Annotated in this window: 12 protein-coding genes; 5 read left to right on the top strand and 7 right to left on the bottom strand. The window is 43.0% G+C overall.

Going from position 1 to position 11,533, the window contains the following annotated elements; translation table 11 throughout:
• Window positions 1-133: 133 nt before the first annotated feature.
• Window positions 134-1,516: a Y-family DNA polymerase gene (locus ACRRS0_RS12100; RefSeq protein ID WP_432452949.1), complete on the bottom strand. Its 1,383-nt coding sequence runs from the start codon at window positions 1,514-1,516 to the stop codon at window positions 134-136.
• 27 nt (window positions 1,517-1,543) lie between these two features.
• Complete coding sequence (gene imuA, locus ACRRS0_RS12095; RefSeq protein WP_432452950.1) at window positions 1,544-2,170, bottom strand: translesion DNA synthesis-associated protein ImuA; 627 nt, start codon at window positions 2,168-2,170, stop codon at window positions 1,544-1,546.
• Window positions 2,171-2,385: 215 nt separating this feature from the next.
• Between imuA and fbp the strand changes: the two genes are divergently transcribed.
• The gene (fbp, locus tag ACRRS0_RS12090; protein WP_432452951.1) at window positions 2,386-3,402 is read left to right on the top strand and encodes a class 1 fructose-bisphosphatase; all 1,017 of its coding nucleotides are present in this window, start codon (window positions 2,386-2,388) and stop codon (window positions 3,400-3,402) included.
• Window positions 3,403-3,416: 14 nt separating this feature from the next.
• On the opposite strand, the gene ACRRS0_RS12085 is transcribed toward fbp, so the two are convergent.
• Complete coding sequence (locus ACRRS0_RS12085) at window positions 3,417-4,211, bottom strand: DUF1853 family protein (RefSeq protein WP_432452952.1); 795 nt, start codon at window positions 4,209-4,211, stop codon at window positions 3,417-3,419.
• A 136-nt stretch (window positions 4,212-4,347) separates the two neighbouring features.
• On the opposite strand from ACRRS0_RS12085, the gene ACRRS0_RS12080 reads away from it, so the two are divergent.
• The 4 genes from ACRRS0_RS12080 to ACRRS0_RS12065 all read left to right on the top strand — a co-directional run bounded on the left by ACRRS0_RS12080 (window position 4,348) and on the right by ACRRS0_RS12065 (window position 7,139).
• Window positions 4,348-4,551 carry a DUF2517 family protein gene (locus ACRRS0_RS12080; RefSeq protein WP_432452953.1) on the top strand — a complete coding sequence of 68 codons (204 nt, stop codon included), beginning with the start codon at window positions 4,348-4,350 and terminating at the stop codon, window positions 4,549-4,551.
• A gap of 90 nt (window positions 4,552-4,641) precedes the next feature.
• Entirely contained in the window at window positions 4,642-5,394 is a 753-nt protein-coding gene (locus ACRRS0_RS12075) for a Nif3-like dinuclear metal center hexameric protein (RefSeq protein WP_432452955.1), read from the top strand.
• Window positions 5,395-5,550: 156 nt separating this feature from the next.
• The gene (locus tag ACRRS0_RS12070) at window positions 5,551-5,742 is read left to right on the top strand and encodes a bacterioferritin-associated ferredoxin (RefSeq protein ID WP_432452956.1); all 192 of its coding nucleotides are present in this window, start codon (window positions 5,551-5,553) and stop codon (window positions 5,740-5,742) included.
• A gap of 470 nt (window positions 5,743-6,212) precedes the next feature.
• A complete protein-coding gene (locus tag ACRRS0_RS12065; RefSeq protein ID WP_432452957.1) occupies window positions 6,213-7,139 on the top strand; it encodes a branched-chain amino acid transaminase in 927 nt (308 codons plus the stop codon).
• Between the two features lie 120 nt (window positions 7,140-7,259).
• Here ACRRS0_RS12065 and ACRRS0_RS12060 read toward each other — a convergent pair whose 3' ends face one another.
• From ACRRS0_RS12060 to ACRRS0_RS12045, 4 genes are all read right to left on the bottom strand, one after another.
• Window positions 7,260-8,648 carry a hypothetical protein gene (locus ACRRS0_RS12060; protein WP_432452958.1) on the bottom strand — a complete coding sequence of 463 codons (1,389 nt, stop codon included), beginning with the start codon at window positions 8,646-8,648 and terminating at the stop codon, window positions 7,260-7,262.
• Window positions 8,649-8,650: 2 nt separating this feature from the next.
• Entirely contained in the window at window positions 8,651-9,826 is a 1,176-nt protein-coding gene (purT, locus tag ACRRS0_RS12055) for a formate-dependent phosphoribosylglycinamide formyltransferase (RefSeq protein WP_432452959.1), read from the bottom strand.
• Window positions 9,827-9,836: 10 nt separating this feature from the next.
• Window positions 9,837-10,682 carry a cytidine deaminase gene (gene cdd / locus ACRRS0_RS12050; RefSeq protein ID WP_432452960.1) on the bottom strand — a complete coding sequence of 282 codons (846 nt, stop codon included), beginning with the start codon at window positions 10,680-10,682 and terminating at the stop codon, window positions 9,837-9,839.
• Between the two features lie 268 nt (window positions 10,683-10,950).
• A complete protein-coding gene (locus ACRRS0_RS12045) occupies window positions 10,951-11,493 on the bottom strand; it encodes a hypothetical protein (RefSeq protein ID WP_432452961.1) in 543 nt (180 codons plus the stop codon).
• Window positions 11,494-11,533: the final 40 nt, after the last annotated feature.

Here is an 11,533-nt window from a genome sequence, read left to right as displayed (position 1 = left end):
GATAAGCGCATTTGGAAAGCGGGGCTAAATACATTTTCTTCCTCATTGAGAATAGAGAGTGATAGCTGCGGCATTAAGCCGCTTTTTCTGCGACTAAGTACTTGATTAAAAATCATTAGTTAAGTGCAACAGCCTAGCCAAACCAACCATGTAAAAACCATTGCTGATTCTCTTGGCATATCCAAGCAAGCGCCTCATGCTGACTTTTCGCCAAATAATAATCGCGGTTAATTTGGTGCTCATCCCACCATCCGCTGGCAATACGTTCTGGAGCTGAGAGCAGCTTATAATGCACAATATTGATTGGTTTAAGCTGGGGCAGTAACCAGCATGGTCGAGGAAAGTTACTCGGATAACTAAGTGCAGAGGTATGTTCTAAGGGTTGATATTGGCTGGCTAGTTCAGGCCGATAATCAGCTCGACAGCTTAAACGATGGATCCGTTGGCTACCTAAACGGATGTTGAGTTGATCAAATAACAGATCATCGAGTTGAGTTTGGTCTTGGTCAAATAGCCCATTGCTCGAATGATTTAAAGGGTAGAGCGCTTCGCTACTGAGGTTAAACTCGAGCAACGCCGCTGGTAATCTCAGAGTCTCTAGTTTCAGCTGAAATAAGGCAAACCAGTCGTGACGACTTTGTAGCATACGGGCACTGCGTAACAGGAGCCTTTGTTTGGCCTTATCACGAAAACATAATTCAAGGACGATTTCATTACAGCAATACTGGCGTTCTCTTAGCCAGTGTTGTAAATGTTGGCAAGCTTGCTTCAAAGGAAACATTAAAGCTTGAGTGGTGTTGATTTCACTCAGCAGTGGAAACATTTGCTGGTAACGGTCTTGTGCTTGAATAAAAGCGAGCGGGTATGGCTGTTTACCTCGCGCCTGATCTAAGCTTTTTAGGCTTTGTTCTCCTAAACGTTTTCGCAGTTCTGGGCGAGGTAATGCGCAAAGCTGTTTAAATGTGTAAAGCCCCATGGCTTGTAAGCTGGCAATTTGTGTTTTTGGCAAATCACAGGCGCTTAGTGGTAGAGCGTCGAGTGTTTCGACCCCTCTATAGGGTGCTTGTTTATGCTTTGAGCAAACCAGCCAGCGAGCAGCGAGCGCGGTGTTGGCCCAGGCCAGTCGAAAGCTTAAGCCTTGTTGTTGATAGATGATGCTTAGTTGTTGAGCATGAGTCTGGGGGGTGGGATAAATACTCTGCATGCCAGAACCATTAATAAATAGGCCATAATCTGGGTGCAGGGCGACTTGCGCAGCATAGCTTAAAGCTTGTTGGGCTAAGTTTTGAAACAAATCATCAGTAACTTGCGTTTGTTGTTCATAGAGATGGAGCTGTGGTGCCAGCTGATAGGCGGTATTGAGCGAACAGCCAAAGTAGAGCCCTAGCTGATGCGCTGCCTTGTTGAACTGAGAGAGTTGTTGCTTATGGTGAATAGCTAAGGCTTCGGAGAGCGAATGTTCGCGCTGTAGCAAGTCCAGCGCGAGTTGTGGGAAATCAAGGTAAATCCAATACATGCTTTAGTCACATTGAGTGCTTTGCTATTAAACTCGACGAGGAATATGTTGCCCGTAGAGCGGAGCTGCGCCGCGTCGTTTTAATAGCTGGTAGCTGATTTGGTCAGTATTTCTATTGGGATGTAGTGCAATGCGAACACTAGCGCTGGAGCTTTGTTGTTGTTGCTGCAAAGGTCTAAATAAATAACTGAGACAGTCGCCTTGTTCGGCAGCTAGTTGCAAGCGGCGACTGGCTTTTAAATCTAAATGATCAACCCAGCCTAACACGGCGCTGCAACAGCCACTTTTAAGGGCTTGTTCAATGGTCCAGATAATATCGCTGCACTGTTCTGGGCGGATCACAATCACCTTACTTATATCAATGTTGTGTTGTTGCAGTGCTGGGGCATTTGGCATGAACGGAGGCGCCACCCATATGATCCATTGTGATTTTTTACTTAATTTAGCCAGGGCCGGTAACAGCAGTTGTAGTTCCCCAATACCTTGTTGTTCATAGAGGACTTCTGTCATTGCGCCTTGTGGCCAACCTTGGCCTGGGAGCTGTTGATCAAGCTGTTCAAAGCCGCTTGCTTGCACCGTTAGCTGGCTGCGATGCCATTGCTTACCTTGCCAAACTTTGTTGTTCTGTAGCAGTTGATTGATTTGTTGTGCCATTGTTCGCTCCATGCTCTCAGTCGATGCCAAATTTAACGGCCTTACAATTACTGTATGGATATACAGTAGTGTTAATTTTATGCATTTGCAAATATTTTTTTCGCTTATATGTATTACAATTGACTAATGATGCTAGTAATTTTTAATAAATACTTGCAAAATAACTGTGGAGATTGAAAAGGTTTTCATGGGCGAGTCAATAAATAGGGATACAAATGATAACTCTGGGTGAATACATAATTGAGAAGCAGCACCAGTTTCCTGAAGCTACGGGAGAGCTGACCCAACTGCTTGGGGCGATTCGTTTAGCCGCAAAGGTGGTTAACCGCGAAATCAATAAGGCTGGTTTAGTCGATATTATTGGCGCAACTGGCGTAGAAAATGTACAAGGAGAAGTACAACAAAAGCTCGATCTTTATGCCAATGAAATGTTTAAAGCGGCATTGGAAGCAAGGGGTGAAGTATGTGGTGTCGCTTCTGAAGAAGAAGATGAATTTGTTAGTTTTGATAGTACTCGTTCTATCGACAGTAAATACGTTGTTCTGATGGACCCCTTAGATGGTTCTTCTAATATTGATGTGAATGTATCAGTAGGCACTATTTTTTCTATTTATCGACGGATCAGTCCTTGTAGTTCCCCTGTTGTATTAGAAGACTTTTTGCAACCAGGCTATCGTCAGGTCGCGGCTGGTTACGTGGTTTATGGTTCATCAACTATGTTGGTCTATACCACGGGTCATGGCGTACATGGTTTTACCTGCGATCCATCTTTAGGTGTATTCTATTTATCCCACGAGAACATGACGATCCCTAAAGATGGGATTATCTATTCGATTAATGAAGGGAATTACCTTAAGTTTCCAACTGGGGTGAAGAAGTACCTCAAATATTGTCAAGAGATTGAACCGAATACTAATCGCCCCTATACCTCTCGTTACATTGGGTCTTTAGTGTCTGATTTCCATCGTAACTTGCTTAAGGGTGGGATCTACATTTATCCTTCAACAGCGTCTGCGCCCTCCGGGAAGCTACGCTTATTGTATGAGTGCAACCCAATGGCCTTCCTTATTGAGCAAGCAGGCGGTAAAGCCAGTGATGGCTTTAATCGAATTATGGATATTGAGCCGACTGAGTTACATCAACGTGTTCCTTTTTTCTGTGGCAGTACCAACATGGTTGAAACGGTTGAAGCGATGATGCGCGAATATTCTCTGGACGAGAATAAAGCTTAAGTTATCTCTTATTCCTAACTCGCTTTTGCCCTGATGAACCATTCGTCAGGGCAAACAAAAATTCTTTTCTGTTGTTGTGGACAATACAGTTGCACTGGCCGATCGATTTGCCAGCTTGTTGATTTAATGGGCTCTAACTGATGAGCAGGCGGGCTTAACCATTGCTGTTTATTGAGTTCACACCAATCTTCTCCTCGATGATTTTTTCGCCATTGTTGATGACTATACCAATGGAGACTCTGCAGTGTTTCACTGCGTTCCGGCGCTTGCTCGAACAGATAACCTGACAATATGATGCGCTGTTTAAATTGATAGTGTGAGTAAACTTGTCGTAGTGCTTGGATTTGTGGATGACGGCCGAGAGGGATCTGTTTGAGTAACAGTTTACTTAGCTTGTTGCTTAGCCGATCTTGCAGGTTTGGGCCAACATAATCGTAGGCACTACTGTTACTTTTTACGGCCAAATAAAATTTTAGGGCTAATTCCCAATGTTCAACCTTTTGCTGCCGATGATTTACGAGTAAGAAATCAATCGCACCCAGCGTCTTTCCATTTTCTTGTACGGGGATATTATCGGCTAATAACTGCCAATCGGGATGTCGTTTTATTAAGGCTCGCCATAGCTGTTCAAAATATAAACCTAAACGTGGGTGAGGTTTAATCGAAGGTAATCTGTTTAATTGGTTGAATAGGGCACTTTTCCATTGCTGCTGCCAAGCCAGATTTACACTATAGGGTAGCGAATAGGGAAGTAATGGCCGTGCATTTAAGCACCATTGCAAATCTTCTTGCAAGGTATTTGAATCCATTTATGTTTCTCTTTTGTTATTATATTTACAAATAATCAAACTATAAGTGTTTTTTTTAGTCAATTTCAACGATTTTTGTAGTTTAATTACTAAAATGCAGCTAATATTTTCTGGTCTAACCAGTTGAGGTCGTTCTATGAGTAAACAATATTCTCTCCCGCTTATTTGGCTGCGTCGTAGTGTATTACTACTTGTGGGTACTCTATTGTTCCCATGGATCGCACTATTAGGATTACGAGCTCCATTTTATAGTGCCTTACATCGACAATGGGTTAAACGTAATAATTTGCCAGCTTGGATGCAGCAGGCTGAGCGGATCAATCAGTTTGTTCTGTATTAAGTGAGCTACAGTGATGATATTTAGGCTAAGTACTTGTTTCTAGAGCTTGCTGCTACTTACAATACAGACAAACCATTGTGAGTGAGCCGAATGAAAAATACTCGATTAGAAAATATCCTGAATCAACATCTCGATAGCTTTAAATTTAAAGATTATTGCCCGAATGGTCTACAGGTTGAAGGGCGTGAATCGGTGCAGCGCATCGTTACCGGGGTGACGGCTTGCCAAGCCTTGATCGATCAGGCGATTGCTCATAAAGCTGATGCTATTTTAGTGCATCATGGCTTTTTCTGGAAAAATGAAGCAGCGGTTGTCACTGGTATGAAGCGCCTTCGCCTGCAGGCTTTGCTCAAGCATGATATTAATCTCTATGCCTATCACTTACCTTTAGATGTTCATCCGGAATTAGGCAACAACGCTCAATTGGCTAAGCGACTGGGCATGACATTGACACGGGGTTTAGAACCCTGGGATCCTCGCAGCGTGGCGATGGTAGGCAAGTTGGCGGAACCCATTTCCGGAGAGGCTTTTGCTGCGCAGATCGAAGCCGTGTTACAGCGTAAGCCCTTACATATTTCGAATCAGCGAAAAATTCATAAAGTGGGTATTTGCACGGGTGGTGGCCAGTCGTATTTAGGTTTAGCAGCGGAGCAGGGACTTGATGCCTTTGTGAGCGGAGAGATCTCTGAAAATACGGTACACACTGCCAGAGAGATGCAGATTGATTATTTTGCAGCTGGGCACCATGCCACCGAACGTTATGGGGTTCAAGCCTTAGGAGAATGGCTCGCCGAGCAGCATCAGTTAGATGTTCGTTTTATCGATGTCGATAACCCTGTTTAAACAAGCTACATGGCTTAATTGCGCTGTAAATTTTAGTTGGTTTATTATAGATCTACAGTGGCGATTATCTGATTTCCTGCTAAATTGTAAAAAAATATTGCGAATGATAATAGTTCGCAATATAATTTAGCTATTGATGGGGATGAGGATTAATTCATGTTTGTATGTTTATGTCATAGCATCACAGATAAGCAAATTAAGCAGGCGGTTGAACAAGGCTGCGAAAGTTTGAGCGACGTGCGTGAACAGCTCGGGGTTGCTTCCGAATGCGGTCGTTGTGCGCGTATGGCGAAACAGATCATCAACAAACAATTAGAAGTGACACCTAAATATTACCAAGTCGCTTAAATTCCCCGCGGGTAGTTATTTTTGTTTTAATTACCCCCTCCCTCTAAGTTTGAGCTAAGGCTTCATCTTCTAAGCCGTTTTCATCATCGTTGTGATGGTTCTATCTAATACCAATCTGATTCATTATATGCTCAACTTATTGCGCAGAATAAAGCTGCTGATACTAGGCACGAAGTGCAGTAACGAGTGGCTCTAATCACTAGATACATCACGCAGTTAACGGTGATTTAGCTCAGCAAGAACGAACTAATAATCAGTTAGATTGGCACCATGTTTAAACCGCGTCGCAAACGTTTTTCGAGTCCGTCCATCAAGTCTCATCAATCAACTATCGCAAACTTAGTTTTGAATTTAATCACTGCTTATGGCCGACCTTATGGTCTAGAATTGTGAGACCTGTTGCAGCGGCACAATGACTCCAATATGATGGTAGCCTGATGATAAGAAGACAGTAATTAGGAGACGCACATATGTCGATGGCAGACCGCGACGGATTGATTTGGTTTGATGGTGAAATGGTACCTTGGCGCGAAGCGAAAGTTCACGTGTTAACCCATACCTTACATTATGGTTTAGGTGTGTTTGAAGGCGTGAGGGCTTATGCCACCGATGATCAGGGCGCGTGTATCTTTAAGTTGCAAGAACATACTGATCGTCTATTCCGTTCTGCGCACATCTTAAATATGAAGCTGCCTTATTCTAAACAAGACATAAATGAAGCGCAGCGGGCAGTGGTAAGAGAAAACAAACTTGCGCATGCCTACTTACGTCCAATGTGTTTCTATGGTTCGGAAGGAATGGGCTTACGGGCTGATAATTTAAGTACCCACGTGATCGTTGCTGCCTGGGAATGGCCAGCTTATATGTCACCAGAGTCTAAAGAATTGGGGATTAAGATCCGCACCTCGTCTTATACTCGCCATCACGTGAATATTGCAATGACGAAAGCCAAAGCCAATGGTAATTATATTAATTCGATGTTGGCTTTAAAAGAAGCCTTGGATTGTGGTTGTGAAGAGGCTTTGTTACTCGATCCAGAAGGTTACGTTGCAGAAGGCAGTGGTGAAAACTTCTTTATGGTGCGTGATGGTGTTATCTATACACCGGAGTTAACCTCTTGCTTAGATGGGATTACTCGCAAAACCGTCATTCAAATTGCGCAAAGCTATGGTTATCAAGTGATTGAAAAACGAATTACCCGCGATGAAGTGTATATCGCTGACGAAGCTTTCTTTACTGGAACTGCGGCTGAAGTATTACCAATTCGCGAATTGGATGGCCGTCAAATTGGTAATGGTCAACGTGGCCCAATTACCGAGCAGTTGCAATCGACCTATTTTGAAGCCGTGACTGGAAAACGTGCTAATTTACTCGATTGGTTAACACCAGTAGCTTAATGATTGAAATAATTGTGATTGAGGCATGCTAAATTTTTTGGCATGCCTGCCATTTTTATACACTCTTGAATCAATCAAAGGTAAGCAATCACCCCTTACAATGAATCATTCCTCCCAACATCAACTATCCTTCGGCTTAACGATTTGATCTTCTTCTCGATGGATCAATAAATCAAAGCCTTTATCTCGCCAGTATTGAATTAGATTAGGCTGTACGCCAAGAATGGCAAGCGCAATATGATGTTCCTGGCAATGCAGCTTTAGTTGTTGCCAAAAGTCTTTATTATCGTTGTTGATATTCAGTAAGATCCACATATCTAAGGATAATACCAAGATGTCGATCAGTTCGAATACGGTTACTTGGTTCTTTAATTGAGCGATTAAGTTGGGCTGCCAAGCCAGTTGAAAGTGCTGTTGCTTTAAGCGGATTAATCTCGAAAGATGATCCATCGGTAAATCTGGACTAAAGACTAAAATTTGTTGAGGATAATGCGTTGCGAGGTGATTCAGGGAAGCGTGATTGCTTGTTAGCTGCTGTTTAAAATACGGCCAATAGTTGGCATTGAATAGCGCTGGCTTGCTTGATGGTCTATCGGAGTCGGTTGGTTGCTGGAGAATAGGCCAATCCCAATAACCAAATAATTGTTGATCATCAATATTTTTAATCAGGTAACAACGATGCTCGGCGGCTTGTTCTTGCTGGTTGAGTTTATGGCGGTAACGTCGGAAAAATTGACGGCTCAGGTAAGCCACTTGTTGTTGGAATAAGCTTTGCTCGAAACAGGTGTAGAGATTTAAGCCATAATGTTTTGCTAGCAAAATAATGCTACTGCGTAGTCGAGAGTTGCTTTGAAAAACTAAAAATAAGCCGGGGCGATGTAGTACAGAAGCTAAGATTTCGATAACCTCAACCAAATTAGGGTCATTGTCATATACCACGACTAATACTAGATTGGCCTGCCGTAATTGATGTCTTAAATTCTCTTGTTGGGGCCACCAGCGGTGATTATTGGTAAATTGTAAGTGGGACAGTTGTTCTGCGAACGATGAGTCTGGCTCCGGACTATACCAGTAAAGTCGTTTATTATTGAGCCATCGTTGATATTGCCGATTAATTTTGTAACACCAGAAAGTGAATTGTTCTTCAAACTCAATTTGTTCAGCGCAGTAGGTGAAATCCGCAATATCGAAGGCCATATCTGGCAGTTTGCCAACCAAAAATACCGACATTTGCGATTGCTCTTCTAGCAAGTTAGCTAACAGGCTTAACTGAGCACTATTGAGTTGGATGCAGTTAAATACAATGGCATCAAATTCGTTGGTTTGTTGAAGTTGCAGCTGTAGCTCTTCTAAGTGAGAGACTTGAATATGATCGATAGGATAATTGACTTGAAAAAGAGGCTGCTGAAACCACAATACTCGGAGTAGCTTTGAATTAGCGGGTAGAGTAGTTGGCGCTAATAATAGCGCCAGCTCCTCTTCATTTAAAGAAAATGAGTCCGCCGTCATTGTTAGTAATGAACCTTGACCGCTGCTGCAATTTGTTTGGCATGACTAACCGCTTGCTCGATGCTATCGGCGCGATTGAGCGCGACGCCCAAGCGGCGTTGGCCATTAATTTCGGGTTTAGAAAATAAGCGTACCTGGCTATTGGCTAAGTCTAAAGCTTCGCTTAATCCGCTAAACTTAATATCTTTGGATTGGCCTTCTCCCATGATCACCGCCGAAGCGCTGGCGCCAAATTGGTGGATTTGTTTGATCGGCAGGCCCAAGATGGCTTTGGCATGCAGGGCAAATTCAGATAAGTCTTGAGAAATTAAAGTCACCATTCCAGTATCATGTGGGCGAGGGGAAACCTCACTAAAGTAAACCTGGTCGCCTTTAATAAATAGTTCAACACCAAACAGACCATAGCCGCCTAATTCGCTAACAATCTTATGCGCTATTTCTTGAGATTTAGCCAGCGCTTGCTCAGACATTTGTTGTGGCTGCCAAGACTCGCGGTAATCACCATCTTGTTGGCGATGGCCAATAGGTGCGCAAAAATGAATGCCATCGATGGCACTTACCGTGAGTAAGGTGATTTCGTAGTCAAAATCAACAAAACCTTCAACGATAATTCGTCCTGCACCGGAACGGCCGCCTTGCTGCGAGTAATCCCAAGCCGCAGTGACATCATTACTATTACGAAGTGTCGACTGGCCTTTACCTGAAGAGCTCATTACCGGTTTTAATACACAAGGTAATCCTACCTTGGCGACCGCCTGTTGGCAGTCCTCCAAGCTATCGGCAAATTGATAAGCAGATGTTGGCAGCTGCAATGTTTCTGCGGCTAAGCGGCGGATCCCTTCGCGATTCATGGTTAATTGAGTCGCTCTTGCGGTGGGCGTTACAGCAAAACCTTGTTGCTCTAACTCAACGAGGGTTTGAGTCGCAATCGCTTCAATTTCTGGAACAATGTGTTGCGGTTGTTCTTTGATGATGATGGCTTTTAAGGCTTCGCCATCTAACATATCGATGACATAACTGCGATGAGCAAGGTGCATCGCTGGGGCATTTGCATAACGGTCAACGGCGATAATTTCAACGCCATAACGTTGTAGTTCAATGGCAACTTCTTTACCGAGTTCGCCCGCCCCAAGTAATAACACTTTCGTTCCAGAAACGCTAAGCGCAGTTCCTAACATTTAGATGCTCCTATGTTTTAGAGTAACCATGATGAGTCATGGTTTTTTCAGAATATTCTGCGAAATTCTGTAATTCTTGCTTAAAACTAAACCGATTGTCGTTATGTTCCCATAATTCAAAGCGCTCAACTTTGTCTAAGCTCAGATGATTTAAATTCAGTTGAGATAATAAAGTGAGAAGCGGAGAGAGAGAAGGGCTAAAAGCAACGTTTTCGATATAACAGCTCCAAGCGAGCAATTTATCGCCTTGATAAGCGAACATTGCGCTTTGGGTGTGGCTATAGGGAGCATAACTGGCTTTGGCAAAATCACTCGGCTTATGTGCATCGCTGAGCGCTAAGTGATGTAAAGGAGCAGTAATGCCAAGATCGTCTGGGCCAAATGATTCAGGGAGTAATTGCGGTAGGCGGTAGTTTTGCTGATTAAAGCGGATCTGCAAGTCTTTTGCATTTTCCAGTTCATTCATGAATTGGCGGCAATAACCGCAAGGGGCGGCATTAATTACCAGACTTTCTATCGAGCTGGCTTGATGGCTCAAAGCATTGAAAATAGCACTTTGTTCGCCATGTAGGCTGCCCGTTAATGGGCCATAAGCTAACTCATAGTTTGCGCCCAAAAACAGCTGTTGTTGTGTATCGATAGCAATCGCGCCAACGTTAAAATGAGATTTTGGTGTTACCGCGAAGCTTGCTGCTAAAGGAAGCATTCTTTCAGCAAGCTCGAGAACACTACAACTTAGTTGTTTGCATAAAGCCGCACTTTGAGCACTGTTTAGCATGTGAGGCACTTGTTCAGTGAATAAAACTCGTTGTAAGGCTTGTAGTAAGGCTGGATCTTGGAGCTTGTTAGGTGACATATAAGGTTCCTCGATATTGCTCGCGAGCGATAACAATCATTCGTGTATCAAGTCTTTGATTATAATTGTCTCAACGATCATTGACTTAACATTTCTGTCTATTTTCACCTTAACTCAACTACCGAGATACCAAGGTAACTAAAGATGTTGATCATTGATGATTTGGTTTTTCACGATTGAGCGTAAGGCATTGAGCAAAGTTAGTGAATGAGGATCGAGCTTTACAAGTTATGGATGGGAGACTGGAGTATTTCAAGTTGTTAGCGTTTTAGTACTTAAACTCAAAACCTAAGGAAAACTTACTATCGCCATAACCAGGAATATCGTGATTAGAAATAATGGTTTTTAGTGAGAGATATTCACTTAATGGGGCAACAAAACCTAGACCAACGGCAAACTCAGATTTGTCGGCTAAGTAGGCTAATTGGCGACGGCCCAAACCATGGTAGATGGAGTCTTTATGTAGCTGAGTATAGACTGAGTACTTAGGGTCGTAGATATGGCTAAATAATTCTAAACGAAATGAGTTAAAGGGCGTTTGAACCACTGGAATTGCAACCAGTTCGTATAAGTCAGATTCTGCAAAGTAACTATTGGTTAAGGTGGGAGAAAAATCAGTTTTTTGATAGGCCTGTTCGAATAGATGACCTAACAATGCAAATTGTTCTGCACTCAGCCTCAATAATGAAGAAGGGCGTATGGGTTGCTTATTTTCTGTGGCCTGACAAGTTGTAATACAACCAAACAACAAGCTAAGCGCCAAGGCAAATGCCTTGACTGTCGATGCTTCTAATTGCTGAGTTTGTTCCATCAATCGTCAGTAATTGTTGTGATCTAGTGAATCAATTATA

It is taken from the genome of Agarivorans sp. QJM3NY_29 (assembly GCF_050870835.2).
GTDB lineage: Bacteria > Pseudomonadota > Gammaproteobacteria > Enterobacterales > Celerinatantimonadaceae > Agarivorans.
The sequence above is the reverse complement of the archived record's forward strand: the minus strand, read 5'-3'. Positions and strand labels throughout refer to the sequence as shown.